This window comes from Pseudoalteromonas sp. Angola-7 (genome assembly GCF_028599255.1).
In the GTDB taxonomy this organism is placed as follows: Bacteria; Pseudomonadota; Gammaproteobacteria; order Enterobacterales; family Alteromonadaceae; genus Pseudoalteromonas; species Pseudoalteromonas atlantica.
Window position 1 is genome coordinate 336,117 of sequence record NZ_JAQREL010000003.1, and the last position, 18,683, is coordinate 354,799.

The following is an 18,683-nucleotide window of genomic DNA, read 5'->3' on the forward strand; positions in this document are numbered from 1 at the left end:
TTTTAACTGGCAACATTCAACAGCGCTTTATAAATATGGTAAATTACGCAGCTAATTATTTAAGTGTGTAATGTTTGTGAGTAACTCAACCCCCAACTACCAACAGCTTGCCAAAAATATTAAAGCCTGGGGCCAAGAACTCGGCTTTAGTGAGGTGGGTATTACCGATATTGACCTATCTAAACACGAAGCACAATTACAGCGCTGGTTAGATGCGGGCTACCATGGCTCTATGGATTATATGGCAGCCCACGGCATGAAACGCGCACGCCCTGCTGAACTAATCCCTGGCACCCAGCGGGTTATTTCGGTAAAAATGAACTACCTGCCCCCTGATGCTAGTTTTGCCAAAACACTAAAAAACACTGAAAAAGCCTACATTAGCCGCTACGCATTAGGGCGTGACTATCACAAATTAATGCGCAACCGACTAAAAAAACTGGGCCAAAAAATAGAGCAAGAAATTGGCGATTACGGTTTTAGGCCATTTGTAGACTCTGCGCCTGTGCTTGAGCGCCAGCTTGCTGAAAAAGCGGGATTGGGCTGGCGAGGAAAACACTCTTTATTAATAAACCAAGAAGCTGGGTCGTGGTTTTTTTTAGGTGAGCTTTTTGTTGATTTACCCCTGCCAATAGATAATGAAAACACGTTTGAAGGCTGCGGAAAATGTGTAGCTTGCATTACGCTTTGCCCAACAGGCGCAATTGTAGAGCCGTATGTGGTAGATGCACGCAAATGTATTTCGTACTTAACCATTGAGCACCAAGGGCCTATACCTGAGCAATACCGTACACTATTGGGGAACCGAGTTTATGGCTGCGACGATTGCCAATTGGTTTGCCCATGGAACCGTTATGGTCAAATTACCGATGAGCAAGACTTCCATCCCCGTACGCAATTAAAAAACAAAGACTTACTTGAGCTATTTGCCTGGGACGAACCTACATTTTTAAAAAATACCGAAGGCAGCCCTATTCGCCGTATTGGACACGAACGTTGGTTGCGTAATTTAGCGGTGGGTTTAGGCAATGCCGATTTTAGCCCTAGCATTATTAACGCTTTAGAAATCAAACATGAGTCTAGCTCGCAGCTAGTAAAAGAGCATATAGAGTGGGCGCTTGAGCAACAAAATAACAAACAAAGAGAACAACTTCGTAAAACACAGCGCCTAATTAGAATTGTCGAAAAAGGCTTACCTCGTGATGCGTAAATCACTCAGGTGAGCCTTATTGTGTGAGAGGTTTATTTTTTAAGTAACAAAGATAAATCTTGTTCAATTTCAGCAAAGGCGGCTTTAACTTGTTTAACCGACTCTTCTCTGGCAATTGAGTTTTGAATAGTTTCGTCCACTTTTTTATAAATAAACACCTCTTGGTCTTCATCTAACCCCATTGTGGGTATGCGCACTTCAAGGTCTTCTTGTAATTGCTTGAATACTTTTTCGTTATTTTCGCGGTTTTCGTTTAGTAACCCAATCAAGCCATGAAACTTACTATGCACTGTGCTGGCTACATCATTTAGCTTTTGCTGCTGCGACTCAAGCATTTGCTTGGTCATAATTGCACGTAACTGCTGCTCAGTCACACTGACAATAAAGCAAACGTGGTCACGAATACGTCCGTGTTTATCTGGGTCGTGATCTGGCATATTCAGAATTAACAAGCTTATCATCTCGTAGTTAACTAATAGTCGGTGAGAAAACTCATGTAAGCGACCTTTGTTTTTAAGCATATCAAACAGCTCAATTACAATAGGCGAACACACTCCCCTAAGGGCAAAGTGCTCTATTGTATCGCCATGTCTAAATTCAACATTACTTTGTAGGTCAAACGTTTGTAAGCAGTCTATTAAGGCTTTACCTAAATCTTGCGGATTATTAATAAAACCAATGTTTTCAATGTAGTTAACTATTTGCCCCATTTCGCTACTGTTTGCCATAGCGTTAAATGCTGTAGATGTTGCATCTTCTACTTGTTTTTCAAGGCTTTGTTTTTCTATTAATACTTGGTTTAAGTTTTTAAGTTTTGATTTAAGCTCATCATGCCCAAACGGTTTTACAATGTAATCCTCAGCACCGACTGAGTAACCTTCCATACGCTCTTCAACCGTTCCTCTAGCGGAAACAAACATAACAATTATATGCGCGGTATTCGGATTCGCCTTTAATGCTTTACACACTTCGTAGCCATTCATTTGCGGCATACTTACATCAAGTAAAATAACTTGGGGCATGTAGCCTTCAACCATGGCTAAACACTCAGGGCCGCTTGTGGCAACTTGTAATTCGAAATCAAGATCTTCTAAAATTTCTTCAATAATTTCAAGGTTGAAAGGTTCATCATCTACAGCAAGAATTTTAGTTAAGGCCATATTTTCATCATCCAATTAAATATTATTTAAACATTAATTACACATATAATTAGCTATCTTGCACTGCTAGCTTATCATCGGCTAAATGCTCATCTAAATCTATTTCTAGGGGTACCTGAATCCTAATTGTTGCACCACCATCGCTATTATTACTTGCCGTAATTTCGCCTTGATGAAGCGCTACAAACTCTCTACAAAGCGCAAGCCCTAAACCAGTACCACCAGCGCCACTGTTCGTTTTGCTGCTTTGTACAAATTTAGTAAACACGTGCTCTAATTCATCCTCAGGTATACCTATTCCATTGTCTACTACATCAATAATGGCACTATTTTGATCAGCCATTAAGTTCACTTCAATACGACTTTTAGGTTCGCTAAATTTAAGTGCGTTACCTAAAACATTGCGCAATAGCTGATTAATTTGCTCTTCATCACACTGCACAACCACTGGCCCGGGTTTTGAAAAAACAATTTCAATTTCTTTTTCCATAGCCGTACCAGAGACATCATCAATACTGGTTTTTATAATGCTTTCTATATTGTATGGACGTGGGTTAAATGGAAATTTCCCTACATCCAATTTAGATAAATCAAGTAAGTTGTTTAATAACGACAGTAAACGCTCGCCGCTGCTTTCAATACGGGATAAATATTTTAAGAGTTTATCTTTAGCAAAATCGCCCGCTTCTAACTTACTCAAGCCAAATCGAGAAAAGCTTAATATAGAGTGCATAGGGGTGCGTAACTCGTGCGACATGTTAGCCAAAAATTCCGATTTGCTTAAATTGGCAGCTTCGGCCACATTTTTAGCGTGCTCTAGCTGCGAAGTACGAGCTCGCACTTGCTCCTCAAGTAGGTCTTTGGCTTCAAGGAGTAATTCTTCTTTTTGTTTTAAGTGAGTTACATTTTTAAATATAACCGCCAACGCAATTTCGCCATGGTGGTCTATTTCGTTAAACGAGCCAACCAGCGGAATATACCCGCCGTCTGTTTTTTGCAAACGTAGGTCGCTACTAAATTGGCGGTTACGATTGAGTGTGCTGATTTTATTTTTTATTTCAGCACTTGATTCCTCATCTAAAAATTCAAATACCGAAAAGCCCGCGAGTTTGTCAAAGGGTAGCTTAAACAGCCTTAAGCAGGCATCGTTTGCTTCTATTACTTTGCCGCTGCGTTCAAATAGCATAATGGCGTCAGGCGTATTTTTATAAATAACTTGTAGTAGGCTGTCTTTTTCGATTAATGCATCAACGGTATCTTGCAAACGCTCAACTAGCTCAGCGTTACGGCGTTTTAAAAGCTCTGTTTGCCACAATTTATGTACCGATTGCAGCAGTACGCTATCGGTTAGAGGCTTTATTAAAACATCTTCAACCCCTTTACGAATTGCCTCAATCATTGAAACTTGCTCAGGGCGTGCGGTAAACAATAAGCATCGGCAATCTGGCTGAGACATTTTAATAGCAGAAAAAATATTTAAACCGGTGCCATCTTCAAAGCTAAAATCGCTAATTAAAATATCTATACTGTTTTCATTAGCCACTGCCACCGCTTCGGTTGCGCTGGTTGCGGTTAGCGTTTTGATATGCGCCCCGACTAAATTACTTTTCATTTTTTCAAGGCGCTCAGGCATATGATCAACAAGTAAAATAGTGGGGAGTTTTAAAACGTGGCTAGAGCCAAGCTCTAAGAGGTTTTCGAGTAATGAGGTAATTTCTTTATTTGAAAAAAACGGATAAATAACCGTTGCATCTGGGACTAACTTATTAAGCTCGCTAAAGGCGCTAAGTTGCTCACCGCTTTCGGCTTTAGGGGCAAGTAATACACAGCGGTCTTGTGAGATTTTTTGAGCTAACGACTTTACTACTTCACACGGTACTCCGTAAGCACCAATTACCAAGTCATACTGGCTGGTGTTAGAGTATAAATCAATCATAGAGTAATGAACGAGCTCAGCCTCACAACCTATTAATTCTAGTAAAACTTTCACTCTCATTGCGATAACACTGCTGCTATCCACAATTAAAATTTTTCGACTCATTAAGCCACACTATCGTAAACACTTTATATGTTAATAGCGTAGCCTATAATTTATTAGTTGGTATAGGTTGTTAGACTTAATTTTGATTTTTTTACCGATAAGCTCCACAACTATTTTGGTAGATGCTTACCGAATATTGTTAAACTGTAGCGCGTGTTATCCATTACCGCGATATGAGGCAACTCACCCCATACGCTAAAACCAAAGTGCTTGAATAACTTAATACTTGGTAAGTTGTGGCTAAATATAAAACCAAGCAATACATCAATTTCGAGCTGTTTAGCCTCTATTTGGGCAAACTGCATCAGCTTTTTGCCAAGCCCTTTGCCTTGCGCCGCTTTGGTAATATAAATGCTCATTTCGACGGTGCCATCGTATGCGGGGCGCCCGTAAAACGATTTATAACTTAGCCAGGCAAGTACTTGGTCATTTTCGCAATAAACATAAATAGGCCGTTTATCGGTGTGGCTATTAAACCACTCACGTTTGCTCTGTACCGATACTTCTTCGGTATCGGCGGTCACCATACGCGAGGCGATCGTTTCGTTGTATATTGCGACAATGGCAGGTAAATCTTCTATAGTGGCTAAACGTGTAGTCATAACAGCTTAATATTGTTGATCACTTTTGTGCATATTAGCGTAAGATAGACTAGTCAAACAATTATAAATTTAGGCGTTGAGTATGTTAAAAAAAACGATACTAGGGCTCAGTATTTTTATTACGAGCTTAGCTGCCCAAGCAAATGACACGTTACCCAGCAAACAACAGCAGCAACAATGTGAAGACTTTACAAATGTAGAGATACGTAAGCTGCGCTCAAAAGAATCCTTAAACTTATGCCAATTTAAAAACCGCCCGTTGCTCATTGTAAATACGGCTAGCAATTGTGGTTTTACATCTCAATTTGAGGGCCTTGAAAAAGTACACCAACAATACAAAGACAAAGGTTTAGCGGTATTAGGTTTTCCATCTGATGATTTTTTTCAAGAGGAAAACGATGAAAAAGACATAGCAAAAGTGTGTTTTATTAATTACGGCGTTACTTTTACTATGTTTACTACCAGCGAAGTTCGCGGCAGTGATGCAAATCCAATATTTAAACACTTAAACGCGCAAACCAGCTCACCTAACTGGAACTTTTATAAATATTTAGTTTCAGCTGATCGCAAAACAATTAAACGCTTTAACAGTAAAGTAGCTCCTAATTCAAAAGAATTAATTGATGCAATTGAAAATACGCTACTCATCAATTAAGTTTATACTGGTACTGCGAGTTAAAACTAACTAGACTGGCTTTAATGGTTAAATACACCAACTTTAAACAGGAGATTTTATGGCAGTGGCAAGTGCAAGGCACATTTTAGTAGACAGCGAAGCAGAGTGCTTAGATTTAAAAGCTAAGATTGAACAAGGCGAAGACTTTGCAGAGCTTGCAAAAACATATTCAAACTGTCCTTCTGGTCAAGACGGCGGAGCACTTGGCGAGTTTGGCCCTGGTATGATGGTACCTGAGTTTGATAAAGTTGTATTTTCAGCGCCAATTAATCAAGTACAAGGCCCTGTACAAACACAGTTTGGCTATCACTTACTAGAAGTGACAAGCCGCTCAGAATAACGTTGACTTATCGCAACACAAAAAGCCGCTTATGCGGCTTTTTTTAGGAGCAATTATGAAACTTATAGGATCTAACCCTTCTCCATTTGCGCGCAGAGTAAGAATGTGGGCAGCACAAAACAATGTTGACTTAGCGCTAGTAAACCTAGATATTTTTTCTGAGCAAGACCGCCCTACCTTAGCCAGTAACAACCCAGGAAGAAAAATACCGGTTTTAATTGATGGTGATTTAACGCTAAGCGATTCAACCATTATTTTACGTTACCTTATCGCCAAGGCTGGTAAAACACCACTAAGCTGGTCGCAAGAACACCTACTTAATATTATTAACGCCTGTAACGACTCGTTAGTAGAATTAGCACTTAGCAGACGCTCAGGGTTTGATACTAGCGACGATAAATTATTTTTTAATCTGCAAAACGAACGAATTGCACAAACATTAAGCTATTTAAATAGTCATTTAAACGATGATGAATTTAAAGGCTGTGAATGCCTTAACATCAGTTTATACTGCCTACTTGATTGGATTTGCTTTCGTGAATTAACAGACTTTAGCCAACACGCTGCTTTAGTCAGTTTTTATAACGACTATGGCACGCGTCAAGCTGCAGTAAGCACCGATCCCAGACTCTAAACAAATAAGGTAAACACATGAGCGATATTGAAATTGAATCACAACTAGTTAGCTTTGTAGAAAAAGTACGTTTAAGCGAGCAAGTGTGGGCGTTAGGTGGCGACGACGGCGGCTTTGTAGTGTGCGAATCTAACCAGTTTGCCGAAACGGATGTACTGCTTTTATGGGAAAGCGAAGACGCAGCAAAAGCCCAGTGTAAAGAAGAGTGGCAAGAATTTACGCCTGTAGAAATTAATTTAGATGAATTTTTAGATGAGTGGGTAGAAGATTTAAACGAAGACAGCGCATTAGTTGGTTTAAATTGGAATGACGACCAAGTGTGTGTAGAAATAGAGCCTGTTGGCTTAGCACGCGCACTTAGCGAATAACTGCCACTATAAATTAAATAGTGAATACAACACCTGCTTTTTAAGTGGGTGTTTTTGTTTTGTAGCTAAAAACATAAATACTAAAATCGATACTCGCATGTTTATCTGTTTTAAGTATAAAATATAACATGTCATTAATTTCAAGGGATTACGTTGAAAACCCATCTTGGCCGCCGCCCTTTTTCAGCAATGGAACTGCATACGCTTTATAACGGCTACATTTATGGCGACTTTAAAGTAGCAAGAGAGCAAGCAAAGCATTGGCATTTTTGGTTGCCTTTAATTGCCTATTACAGTGGCGCATATAGCGATGAAATTGGCTGCTTAACGCTTGACGATCTTGAGCTTAAAAATGGCATTTTATGTTTTAATTTTCATACTAATGGAAAAATAAAAGCGCGCTTGGTTCCGGTGCATCAAGCCTTAGTTGATGCAGGGCTTAACGACTTTATTGCCTTTGTTAAAGCACATAATCACACACGTTTGTTGTTTGATTTACCGGCTAAGTCTGGCCGTTACAGCGAAAAAGTACGCATTTGGTTTACTGGTGAAGGTGAGCGTGCGGGTTATTTGCAAAAATGTGCCATTCCCACTGTTGATCAACTCGGTATGAAAACCGCCATAAGTAGCCTACGACTTAATTTTGAGCAACAAGTACGTATTTACGCATTACAGGCTAATTCAAAAGACGCCTTTAATTATTTAATGGGGTTTAACGAATACCCCAATGATAAATTTGACGATACCGCCTTACTAAACAACGTAATACAGCAAATTCGCACCATTAACCCACAGCTGCACTGGCAGCGCTTTAAGCTGCGCCAGAGCCACTGACACTATTTGTTACTATTTTAAATCCAAGCAGCCACTTTATTAAATTACTCTCATAAAAAAAACTGCTAGGATATCTAAATCTCAATTTTTAAGGGCATAGAAATGCCTGTTTGAGTCAGTTTCTAACAACAACAATCTAGGGATCACTATGTTTTTAAAAAGCCTATTAACAGTAAGTGTTGCTTTAGCAATGACTACTGCCAACGCTAACGAGTTCGTTATCGAAAAGCTTGCTAAACCAAGTTCACAAAAGGTGTCGTTAACACTCGACCCAAGCCAAGACACCTTTACAGGGATGACAGAAATAGCCCTAGAAGTGTTAAAACCCACTCATTACATTGAACTTAACGGCGTGGCTTACGCTGTTAAAATGGCGCAGTTACTAGGCGATGAAAACTGCGACTTAAATAACGAAATGCTAAAAACAGAAAAAGTAAAATTTAGCTGTGATGAGCAAATTCAGCCGGGTAAGTACACCCTAAAAATAGATTTTTCTGCGCCGTATAATCGCCAAAGTGTGGGCTTATACAAAACAATTGATCAGGGCACACCTTATTTATTTACTCAGTTTGAAATGAATGATGCACGCCGTGCATTTCCAGTATTTGATGAGCCAAGTTATAAAATACCGTTTCAGTTAACAATTACAGCGCCAACGTCTCAAAAGGTTTATGCCAATACGCCAGAGCTTAAAACCACAGTTAACGGCGAGATGACAACGCATTACTTTGATAGAACGCCACCTATTCCTTCTTATTTAGTGGCTATGGCCGTGGGCCCTTTTGAAGAGCTTGAAATAAAAGACATGCCAATTCCAGGGCGTGTTATTACCCCGCAGGGTAAAATTCATTTAGCTGATTACGCAAAAGAGAACATGCCAAAAGTACTTGCTGCACTTGAGGCGTATTTTGGTATTCCTTATATTTATAAAAAGCTCGACTCGGTAGCAGTACCCGAGTTTCCTTTTGGCGCAATGGAAAACTCGGGCCTAGTAACCTACCGCGAAGATATATTACTGGTTGATTTAGCAGCTGCTACACGCAGTAAAAAACAGCGTAATGTGTCGATTATTGCTCACGAGCTTGCCCATCAATGGTACGGTAACTTAGTTACCATGAAGTGGTGGAACGACTTATGGTTAAACGAAGCATTTGCCAGCTGGATGGCGGCAAAAATTACTAAACAGCTTAATCCAGAATTTGAATCTCACCTTGATTTACCACAAAACAACGTAATGGCATTAGATGCTCGCTTAAGCACTAAGCCGATTCGTAAACCGATTAAAACCGAAGCCGATATTATGGATGGTTTAGGGCTTGCCTACAGTAAAGGCAGCGCAGTACTGGCTATGGTTGAAAACTGGATTGGTGAAGAGGCATTCCAAAAAGGGATTCAAAGTTACTTAAAAAAATTCTCGTATAAAAACGCCGAAGCAGCCGATTTATGGGAAGCGCTAGGTAAAGCTTCTAATAAAGATGTTGCGAGTGTTTTAAAATCATTTATTGAACAGTCTTCTTTTCCGCTTGTAGATGTAAAACAAGACGGTAAAAAAATTACTATATCGCAAAGTCGCTTTGCTAATGCTGGTGTAGATGCACCCGCACAGCTTTGGAATGTCCCTGTTGGGATAAAATATGGCGCTGGCGATAAAGTAAAAACAGCCAGTATTTTACTCAATAAGCAAAGCCAAACCCTAACACTTGATTTTGAGCCACAGTGGATTTATCCCGATGAAGGGGCGCTAGGCTATTACCGTTGGGTAATGGACGATGCGCAGTTTGATTCACTAATAAAACATGCTCCGCAAGCACTTAATGATCGTGAGCGTTTAGCGCTGCTCTCTGCCACTGATGCACTACTTGATGCGGGTGTAATATCGGCGTCTAAGTTAATGCAAACCTTAGAAGTATTTGTGAGCGATGATCACCCTCGTGTTGCAAATACAGCGCTGGGCTACTTGGTATCGCAAAAAAATACCTTTAAAGATGAAAGCAACGAAGCGTTATGGCCTGAGTTTATTCACAGTGCAGTAATGCCTGCAGCTAAAAAATACTCACTTGAAGCACAAGCTGGCGAAGACGGTGCAGTATCTCAACTACGTGCGGGTGTTGTGTCCTTACTAGGTTTTGATGGCGAAGATCAACGTGTGATCAGCAAAGCAAAAGAGCAAACGCAAGTGTACTTAAACGATCCGCAAAAAGTGGATCCGTATTTAGCAGCTACCTATTTAAAACTTGCCGCCTATAATGGGGATAAAGCCTTACTTGATCAATTTATGGCAACCTTTAAAACCACTAAAGATCCACAAGTACGCACTAACATGCTGGCAGCAATGGGCTTTATGGGTAAAGCGCAGTTACAAAAGCAAGTATTAGCTTACACCTTAACCGACGAAGTCACCGCGTCTGATATGCGCACTATTTTAGCAGGTCAAAGTTATAGCGAGCCACGCCAAGCATTATTTATTGAGTGGATATACAACAATTACGACAAGGTAACACAAAGCTTACCGCCGTTTTTTGTGCCTAACTTACCGTACTTTACGACCACGCGTTGTGATGAACAAAGTTTAGCAACCACGCAAGCATTCTTTAAAGATAAAATTGAAGAAACACCGGGCTACGCGCGTACGCTAAGCAAGCTTGAAGAAAGTACCCATGACTGTATTGCGCTTAAAGAGCGTGAACTGGCATCAGTTAATGACTTTTTAAAAAGCAAATAAGCTTAATTAAAAGTAAATATGCATAATTAAAAAAGCCGCTGAGTTATTCACTCAGCGGCTTTTATTTACCCGTTAATAATCTGTGTTAGCTTGGCAATAAAGTCTTTTGCTGCTTGCTCTGAGTTAATTTTAAAGGCCACACCATAGTGAATCGGCTGCGCACTTTTGTGAATACGTGTAGGAAAGCGTGTCATCTCGCTACTATGAAAATAACCTTGTACTCGTGTTACCTCATCAATTGTTGCAAAATCATCGCTAAACACCTCAAAGGCTGGGCGAATAATTATTTTGCCTTTACCCGCTTCGCTGTGGGTATAAATTGCTTCTTTAGAATTGGCTAACATGTACTCAGCAATGTTTTTAATTTTAAAGTTACTTCTGCACTTTAACTGAATGAGCTGCTCTGTTAACTCATCTGCACTATAAGCCACGTGGTGATCCCTTTAATGTTTAATTGTGCATTACATTAGCCTATACGCGCTGCAAAGTCCGAATTATTTTACATCGCATACAAAGGCAAGTTTGTCGTTTTTATAACTCATTCGCGTTATGTTTGTCTCGCAATATGGGCTTAAGTTAAGCCATTGAGAAACCTCATCGGTGCCACTTAAATTACGCATATATACACGGTTTTTAACCGCATAAGCCACTGTATTAGCATCTTTTAAAATAAAGTCTTGTACTTGCTCTGGCAATCTAAGTAAATCTTCTACCTGTTTAGATTGCGGGTTAAAGCTTGCTAAAGTATGCTGATCATTTTTTGTGTAGCTAAATAAAAATGTTGCGGTTTTACTGTTATAAATAAGCGTACGCCCTATGTTACTTGCTACCACCTCGCCTTTTGCCGCAGCAACCGAAGTATATTGCAATGTATGTGGCTCACCCAAAATAAACATCACTAAGTCGTTTTGAGCGCCCCACGCGTGGTAGCCAACAGGTTCAATCCAATCAAAAATACGGCTCGGTGCTTGCTCAGTATCAAGTGGGTATTGCCACAACTTTTGTTTGCTATCTTGCTCTACCACAATAGCCGATAAACTTTGTTTTGAGGGCATAACCGTGGGCGAATATTCGCTCACTGGCGTATTTGTTATGTTGCTTATTTGCTTGGTTGCTAAATCATAATAGGCAATATCGGTTTGACTTTGCTCGCTTGAAATAACTTCATGGGTGAAATAAATACCCTTGTTTGTTAAATAAGGTTGGTTGTTATAGCTATTTTTGTCGCTCACTATAGTCACTTGCATACCGTAGGGTGTATTTAAATCAGCAAGTAATATTTGGCTTTTAGGCATGCTAGCCTGCGCTGTAGCAAGGCTTAGCGCCGCTAAAGAGACTAGCCCAAGCCATGGTTTAATAAGTTTCATGCTTTCTCTCGTTTTATTTTTAAGCACCTCATGATAACGTTATTTGCCGATGGCGTCACTTGACCTAAGTCAGTCAACTCTTTATAACTAACTTGGTCCTAAAAAAGAGAAAATACATGTCAGCTAAACATCCTATCATTGCTATTACAGGTTCGTCGGGTGCGGGAACTACCACTACCACCAATGCAATTAAACATATTTTTCGTAGCCTCAACATTGATGCGGCTTTTATCGAAGGAGATAGCTTTCATCGTTACACGCGCCCAGAAATGGATAAAAAAGTACGCGAAGCACAACAAGAAGGTAAACACATAAGTTACTTTGGCCGTGAAGCCAATGACTTTGGCGCATTAGAAACCTTATTTGGTACCTACGGCGAAACAGGCCAAGGCAAATTGCGCCGATACTTACATACCTTTGACGAAGCAGTGCCTTATAATCAATTACCGGGGACCTTTACCCCTTGGCAAGATCTTGAAACAAACACTGATTTAATGTTTTACGAAGGCTTGCACGGTGGCGTGGTTGATCAGGATCATGATGTAGCTAAGCACGTGGATCTACTTATAGGCATGGTGCCTATTATTAACCTTGAATGGATCCAAAAATTGATCCGCGATACGCAAGACCGCGGCCACTCTCGCGAAAAAGTAATGGACTCAATTGTACGCAGTATGGATGACTACATTAATCACATCACACCGCAGTTTTCGCGCACCCATATTAACTTTCAACGTGTGCCAACGGTTGATACGTCAAACCCATTTAGCGCAAAAGATATTCCTTCGCTAGATGAAAGCTTTGTGGTTATTCGCTTTAGAGGAATTGATGACGTTGATTTTCCGTATTATTTACAGATGATTGAAGGCAGCTTTATGTCGCGTATAAATACCCTTGTGGTGCCAGGCGGTAAAATGGGTTTAGCAATGGAGCTGGTGCTTACTCCGCTAATTAAAGACATTATTGTTAAAAAGCGTGCTCTTGAAAACCTAGCCCCTTTAGATATACCCATTTAGCCCCTCTTTTATGATTTACACTTCTGACGTACACTGCTGCTTTTGCTAACAGTGAGGGAAAACGTGTCGCACTCATTAAAAATTATTGTAGGCTCTAAAAACCCAGTAAAAATTAACGCTGCAAAACATATTTTTGCAATGTACTTTCCTAGTTACGAAATTGATTGCCAAGGCGTTGATGCTCCCTCAAATGTTCCCGATCAACCAATTGGTGAGGAACAAACCCGTATAGGCGCACAAAACCGAGTTACTTACTGTAAAAGCATGTACCAAGCAGATTACTACTGTGCAATGGAAGGCGGTGCAGAGCAATTTAGCTATGGTGCTGCAACCTTTGCTTATGTTGTTATTAATAATGGCTCTGAGCAAGCGATAGGACGCAGCAGTAACCTGCCGTTACCGCAAGTGTTATATAACGCGCTGCTAAGCGGAGAAGAGCTTGGCGATGTGATGGATAAAGCATTTAACACCCATAATGTTAAGCAAAAAGGCGGCGCGATAGGGCTTCTCACAAACAACCATGCCACTCGCCAAAGCACCTACACCCAAGCGCTTACCTTAGCTATGGCTCCTTTTTTACACCCTAGCCTTTATCAGGAAAATTAATGAAATACAGTTATGTACTGTTTGATGCAGACGAAACACTATTCAGGTTTGATATTTTAGCGGGAATGACCCGCATGTTTAAAGCGTACAACATTGAGTTTACTCAAGCTGATTACATCCATTACCAAAAAACTAATAAGCAGCTGTGGATAGATTATCAAGATGGAAAAATTAGCGCCGATTACTTACAAGTAACCCGCTTTAACGAGTGGGCTGTAAAATTAGGGGTACCCGCTAAAGAGCTAAACGATGCATTTTTAGATGCTATGGCACAAATTTGTGAACCACTCCCCGGCGCAATCGATTTACTAAATGCACTAAAACCGCAGGCACGATTGGGTATTATTACTAATGGCTTTGCACGTTTGCAAGCCCTGCGCCTAGCGCATACCGGCCTTGAAAATATGTTTGATTGGCTGGTTATTTCGGAACTGGTAGGCATTGCTAAGCCTAACAAGGCTATTTTTGAGCACACATTTGAGCTTATGGGTAACCCAGACAAAAGCAAAATATTAATGGTGGGCGACACTGCCTCTAGCGACATTTTAGGAGGCAATAATGCCGGTATTGATACCTGTTGGCTACAGCACCCAGGCGAGCAGTTACCAGCAGGCATAAGCCCAACCTACACCATAACTGAACTGGCACAGTTACCAACAATTTTAGCGCTTTAAGCAGCGCGTTAATTATTAAAAATTAATAGTAATTAGCTGCAACTCGCTAATTTAAGGCAAAAAAAATGACGCTATTAAGCGTCATTTTTTATAACTGTTTGTGAGCGTGTATTTTTAAAAAATACTAAATTAAGCCGTCGCTAATTCAAGGCCGGGTGCAGGCATCGTAACAGGCGTTTCAAATGTTGCCCACTCCCATGCTGACTCTGTTGCCATAATTTTGCGAAGTAACTTATTATTTAAATCGTGACCCGATTTATAAGCCGTTACTTTACCTAGTAGGTTATGACCTGTCATAAACATGTCGCCCACACAGTCTAATATTTTGTGTTTTACAAATTCATCGCTGTAGCGCAAACCATTTGGGTTTAGTACTTTAAAGTCATCAAGTACTACTGCGCTGTCCATGCTGCCACCAAGTGCTAGGTTATTAGCATGCATGTATTCAATGTCTTTCATAAAACCAAACGTACGTGCACGGCTAATTTCTTCAGTAAAGCTTTGCGCAGTAATATCTAAACCAATGCGCTGGCGGCTTTCATTAATGGCCGGGTGATCAAAGGCAATTTCAAAGTCGATGTGAAAACCATCATATGGTTCTACTTCGGCCCATTTATCACCTTCTTCAATACGTACTTTTTCTTTTATACGAATAAAGCGTTTCGCAACATTTTGCTCTTCAATGCCGCCTTTTTGTAACAAATAAATGAACGGTAATGCACTACCATCCATAATCGGCACTTCTGAGCTGTCTAATTCAACAATTAAATTATCGATACCCATTGCAGCAACCGCTGCAATTAGGTGCTCAGTCGTTGATAAGCGAACGCCATCTTTGTTAATTAAACAGGTACACAGCTGCGTATCACCAACGGCTTCAGGTGTTGTTTCAAAATCAACAACCGGATCAAGGTCGACACGACGAAATACAATCCCGGTATTTGCGCTCGCAGGTCGGAGAGTTATTGTGACCTTCTCACCTTTATGAAGTCCAATTCCTATGGCTTTGACTACTTGTGCAATCGTACGCTGTTTAATCATAGGTTCGCTCACTTTTAAATCAGTTACAGTTAGACGGCGGAGTTTAACATAAATCCTTTTGCCTTTCAATATTTGTACATATTTCAAACAAAAGCATTAGTAAATGTTAATCAGCCTGCTTACGTAAAAAAGCCGGAATATCAAAATAATCTCCGCCTTCTGATTTATCCGCTTTTTTACTGTTTTGCGCTGATGAACTTGCCGTGTTGCTTGAGCTAGTAGATGGCGCTTGTTCTTTGCTTTCTACTTGCGTGCTTGGCGTCGTTTCTTCAGTGCTTGTGCCTTGGCTTGCAAAGCTTGGTACGTACATGCTGCTAGATTGGTTTGATGAACTTGCTACATCAGAACCTGATGCCTTTTTAAAGCCGTTATCAACAATACCAAACTGCGGACGACGATCGCCGCCTAAACCCGTAGCAACAACGGTTACACGTAACTCGTCGCTCATTTCTGGGTCAATAACCGCACCCACAACCACGGTTGCATTTTCAGACGCTAGCGCTTTAACGTGGTTACCCACTATTTCAAATTCTTCAATCGCAATGTCCATACCCGCGGTAATATTAACCAAAATACCTTTAGCACCGGTTAAATCAACGTCTTCTAGTAATGGGCTTGAGATAGCCGCTTCTGCAGCTTCTTGAGCACGATCTGGGCCTGATGCAGAGGCTGTGCCCATCATGGCAGTACCCATTGCTGACATTACGGTACGTACGTCGGCGAAATCCACGTTAATTAAACCAGAACGTGTAATTAGCTCCGCAATACCTTGAACAGCACCAAAAAGTACATCGTTTGCTTTAGCGAAGGCATCTAACAGTGTAGTCCCTTTACCTAAAACTTTAAGCAATTTATTGTTCGGAATTGTAATAAGTGAGTCTACAATTTCTGACAATTCGTTAATGCCTTGTTCAGCAGCTGCTGCGCGCTTTTTGCCTTCAAAGTCAAAAGGACGCGTTACTACAGCAACCGTTAAAATACCTAATTCTTTGGCAATTTTAGCAACCACTGGTGCAGCACCAGTACCTGTACCACCGCCCATGCCGGCAGCAATAAATACCATATCTGCGCCTTCAAGGCTGGCACGGATTGTTTCTGCATCTTCTTCAGCCGATTCGCGGCCTACTTCTGGGTTTGCACCTGCACCTAATCCTGAAGTTATTTGCGTGCCTAGTTGTACGGTAATATCGGCAGCGGAATTACGTAATGCTTGTGCATCCGTATTTGCGGCTATAAAGCGCACGCCTTCTATTTGTTGTTTTACCATGTGCTCAACAGCGTTACCGCCGCCACCGCCCACGCCAATTACCTTAATTACAGCTTCTTCGCTGTGTTGTTCCATCATATCAAACATGTTTACTCTCCGACTTGAGTACTTTAAAACTCGCCTTGGAACCATTTAGTAATGCGGTTCCACCAATTATTATTATCCTCTGCTTTCGACTTTTGTGCATTCATCGATTGCATAGTGCGCCCGTATTGTAACAAACCTACAGCGGTTGCGTACGAAGGATCGTCTACGTAGTCTGTCAAACCAACTATCCCGATTGGTTTGCCTATTCTCACTGGCATTTGGAAAATGTCTTCAGCCACTTCCATTGCGCCAGTCATTTTAGCAGTCCCGCCTGTAATAACGAGGCCTGCCGCAATTTGGTCTTCTAAACCTGAGCGACGAATTTCTTCCATCGCTAATTCAAATAATTCTCTAAAACGAGGCTCTACCACTTCAGATAAAGTATGGCGCGACATTAATCGTGCTGGTCGCCCGCCTACACTTGGTACTTCTATGGTGTCTTCGTTACTGGCCATTTGGCTACTTGCACATGCATATTGTACTTTGAGTGACTCAGCATGTGATATAGGTGTACGAAATATTTTTGCAATATCACCGGTTACTTGATTACCCGCCACTGGGATAACCGAAGAATGGCGTAATGCCCCGTTAATATAAATAGTGATATCCATTGTACCACCACCAATATCAAGTACCGCTACACCAAGCTCTTTTTCGTCATCGGTTAAAACCGAGTAACACGATGCGAGTGCGGTAAATATAAGCTGATCAACCTCTAAACCACAGCGCTCAACACATTTTTCAATGTTTTTAGCCATGTCGTTTGAGCAGGTAATAATGTGTGCACGTGCTTCCATACGTACGCCGCTCATACCTAGGGGGTTTTTAATGCCCTCTTGCATATCAATGCTGTATTCTTGCGGTAATGCATGCAGCATTTTACGCTCGGCCGAAATGGGCACAGAGCGCGCTATATGAATTACATTTTCAATGTCTTCATCGGTTACTTCTGTATTATTAATAGCAACCACGCCGCTTTCGTTTTGACACTGTATGTGCTTGCCAGAAATCCCTAAGTACACTGAGCTAATACGACAATCGGCCATTAACTCGGCTTCATCTATTGCTCGGCGAATCGACTCAGACACTAAGTTTAAATCGTTAACGCCGCCTTTATCCATACCATGAGATACTTGGCTGCCCACACCAACAATGCTGAGCTTGTTATCTGCGGTGATTTCACCTACCGTGGCCACCACTTTTGAGGTACCAACGTCTAATCCAATCACTAGGTTTCTTTCTGCTGACTTAGTCATGCCTTACTCTTATTTTGTAATTGCTGTTCTTGCACAGGCTTATAGCTAACTGCAAGGCCGGTATCATAGCGTAAATCTATTGCATCTATTTGTGCATCTGCACGCTTTTCCATGCGCGGGTACACATCTATAAACCGCTGTACTCGCTTTGCTTTGTCTTTGCGCCCTAAATTTAAGCGCACACCATTATCTAACCATAACTGCCACGAAAAACGCTCCGAAAGGGCTAAGCTTTTTAACGTTAACGCATTTACCTTTAGCATTTCGTCAAACTGCTTAAAGGCAATCCACGCTTCTTTTTCGCTGCCTTCTGGGCCGTAAAGTTGCGGTAAATCATTGGCGAGTTTATCGCTACTTGCTTCAAAGGCATCGCCACTTTGGTTTAGCAATAAATCGCTATTCCAATGGGCTACGGCTTCGTGTTCAACTACGTACACTTGTATTGTATCGGGCCATTGCTTGCGTACTGATACGGTTGCAACCCAAGGTAAATCTTTTACCAGTTGCTGTACGCGTTTTACATCTAGCTCAAAGAAACTGCTTAAATCGGCCTTTTTTATTGCTTTTATTATGGCCTTTTCGTCAGTGTATTTGGGCTTTCCTAGCACTGTTAAGTGCTTTATTTGTGCATCTTTGTTCTCTACTAGCCAATCAGATACACCGGTAGTTATTTGCACGAGCCCAATCACTACCACCAGAAAAAAGCTCACACCAAAAATTAGCGACCAATTAAAGTTAAGTTGCTGTTTTAACTGTTGAGCTTTTTCTAAAAGGGGATGCAT

Annotated in this window: 19 protein-coding genes; 10 read left to right on the forward strand and 9 right to left on the reverse strand. The window is 41.0% G+C overall.

The window, feature by feature from the left end; genetic code table 11:
• Positions 1–76 precede the first annotated feature (76 nt).
• Positions 77–1,210 (forward strand): tRNA epoxyqueuosine(34) reductase QueG, encoded by a 1,134-nt coding sequence (gene queG / locus PSH50_RS06370; RefSeq protein WP_138577808.1) that lies wholly within the window; start codon positions 77–79, stop codon positions 1,208–1,210.
• 32 nt (positions 1,211–1,242) lie between these two features.
• Here queG and PSH50_RS06375 read toward each other — a convergent pair whose 3' ends face one another.
• The 3 genes from PSH50_RS06375 to PSH50_RS06385 all read right to left on the reverse strand — a co-directional run bounded on the left by PSH50_RS06375 (position 1,243) and on the right by PSH50_RS06385 (position 5,013).
• Complete coding sequence (locus PSH50_RS06375; protein WP_138577810.1) at positions 1,243–2,370, reverse strand: PleD family two-component system response regulator; 1,128 nt, start codon at positions 2,368–2,370, stop codon at positions 1,243–1,245.
• A 49-nt stretch (positions 2,371–2,419) separates the two neighbouring features.
• The gene (locus PSH50_RS06380) at positions 2,420–4,411 is read right to left on the reverse strand and encodes an ATP-binding protein (protein ID WP_273609402.1); all 1,992 of its coding nucleotides are present in this window, start codon (positions 4,409–4,411) and stop codon (positions 2,420–2,422) included.
• Between the two features lie 110 nt (positions 4,412–4,521).
• Positions 4,522–5,013, reverse strand: a complete 492-nt coding sequence (locus tag PSH50_RS06385) for a GNAT family N-acetyltransferase (protein WP_256846082.1) — start codon at positions 5,011–5,013, stop codon at positions 4,522–4,524.
• An 82-nt stretch (positions 5,014–5,095) separates the two neighbouring features.
• Here PSH50_RS06385 and PSH50_RS06390 point away from each other — a divergent pair, with 82 nt between their 5' ends.
• The 6 genes from PSH50_RS06390 (at position 5,096) to PSH50_RS06415 (ending at position 10,587) form a co-directional block, all read left to right on the forward strand.
• A complete protein-coding gene (locus PSH50_RS06390; protein WP_256846083.1) occupies positions 5,096–5,668 on the forward strand; it encodes a glutathione peroxidase in 573 nt (190 codons plus the stop codon).
• A 79-nt stretch (positions 5,669–5,747) separates the two neighbouring features.
• Positions 5,748–6,029, forward strand: a complete 282-nt coding sequence (locus tag PSH50_RS06395; protein ID WP_004589432.1) for a peptidylprolyl isomerase — start codon at positions 5,748–5,750, stop codon at positions 6,027–6,029.
• A 55-nt stretch (positions 6,030–6,084) separates the two neighbouring features.
• Positions 6,085–6,663: a glutathione S-transferase family protein gene (locus PSH50_RS06400; RefSeq protein ID WP_029774054.1), complete on the forward strand. Its 579-nt coding sequence runs from the start codon at positions 6,085–6,087 to the stop codon at positions 6,661–6,663.
• 17 nt (positions 6,664–6,680) lie between these two features.
• The gene (locus PSH50_RS06405) at positions 6,681–7,031 is read left to right on the forward strand and encodes a DUF2750 domain-containing protein (RefSeq protein ID WP_004589430.1); all 351 of its coding nucleotides are present in this window, start codon (positions 6,681–6,683) and stop codon (positions 7,029–7,031) included.
• Between the two features lie 153 nt (positions 7,032–7,184).
• Positions 7,185–7,865, forward strand: coding sequence for a hypothetical protein (locus PSH50_RS06410; RefSeq protein ID WP_029774055.1), 681 nt, complete (start codon positions 7,185–7,187; stop codon positions 7,863–7,865).
• A 148-nt stretch (positions 7,866–8,013) separates the two neighbouring features.
• Positions 8,014–10,587, forward strand: coding sequence for a M1 family metallopeptidase (locus PSH50_RS06415; RefSeq protein WP_273609403.1), 2,574 nt, complete (start codon positions 8,014–8,016; stop codon positions 10,585–10,587).
• Between the two features lie 65 nt (positions 10,588–10,652).
• Here the strand turns inward: PSH50_RS06415 and PSH50_RS06420 are convergent, their stop codons facing one another.
• Entirely contained in the window at positions 10,653–11,018 is a 366-nt protein-coding gene (locus PSH50_RS06420) for a hypothetical protein (RefSeq protein ID WP_004589427.1), read from the reverse strand.
• A gap of 63 nt (positions 11,019–11,081) precedes the next feature.
• Positions 11,082–11,954, reverse strand: a complete 873-nt coding sequence (locus tag PSH50_RS06425) for a hypothetical protein (protein WP_273609404.1) — start codon at positions 11,952–11,954, stop codon at positions 11,082–11,084.
• A gap of 116 nt (positions 11,955–12,070) precedes the next feature.
• On the opposite strand from PSH50_RS06425, the gene PSH50_RS06430 reads away from it, so the two are divergent.
• The 3 genes from PSH50_RS06430 to yjjG all read left to right on the forward strand — a co-directional run bounded on the left by PSH50_RS06430 (position 12,071) and on the right by yjjG (position 14,250).
• Entirely contained in the window at positions 12,071–12,970 is a 900-nt protein-coding gene (locus tag PSH50_RS06430; protein ID WP_004589425.1) for a phosphoribulokinase, read from the forward strand.
• Between the two features lie 63 nt (positions 12,971–13,033).
• Positions 13,034–13,576 carry an inosine/xanthosine triphosphatase gene (gene yjjX, locus PSH50_RS06435; protein ID WP_064384753.1) on the forward strand — a complete coding sequence of 181 codons (543 nt, stop codon included), beginning with the start codon at positions 13,034–13,036 and terminating at the stop codon, positions 13,574–13,576.
• Positions 13,576–14,250: a pyrimidine 5'-nucleotidase gene (yjjG, locus tag PSH50_RS06440; protein WP_273609405.1), complete on the forward strand. Its 675-nt coding sequence runs from the start codon at positions 13,576–13,578 to the stop codon at positions 14,248–14,250. Before yjjX ends, yjjG begins: the two co-directional genes overlap by 1 nt.
• Before the next feature lie 129 nt (positions 14,251–14,379).
• Here the strand turns inward: yjjG and lpxC are convergent, their stop codons facing one another.
• The 4 genes from lpxC to PSH50_RS06460 all read right to left on the reverse strand — a co-directional run bounded on the left by lpxC (position 14,380) and on the right by PSH50_RS06460 (position 18,683).
• A complete protein-coding gene (lpxC, locus tag PSH50_RS06445) occupies positions 14,380–15,291 on the reverse strand; it encodes a UDP-3-O-acyl-N-acetylglucosamine deacetylase (protein WP_004589422.1) in 912 nt (303 codons plus the stop codon).
• Positions 15,292–15,397: 106 nt separating this feature from the next.
• Positions 15,398–16,645, reverse strand: coding sequence for a cell division protein FtsZ (gene ftsZ / locus PSH50_RS06450; protein WP_004589421.1), 1,248 nt, complete (start codon positions 16,643–16,645; stop codon positions 15,398–15,400).
• Positions 16,646–16,668: 23 nt separating this feature from the next.
• Positions 16,669–17,901, reverse strand: a complete 1,233-nt coding sequence (ftsA, locus tag PSH50_RS06455; RefSeq protein WP_004589420.1) for a cell division protein FtsA — start codon at positions 17,899–17,901, stop codon at positions 16,669–16,671.
• Positions 17,898–18,683: a cell division protein FtsQ/DivIB gene (locus PSH50_RS06460; protein WP_004589419.1), complete on the reverse strand. Its 786-nt coding sequence runs from the start codon at positions 18,681–18,683 to the stop codon at positions 17,898–17,900. The genes ftsA and PSH50_RS06460 overlap by 4 nt, the downstream gene beginning before the upstream one ends.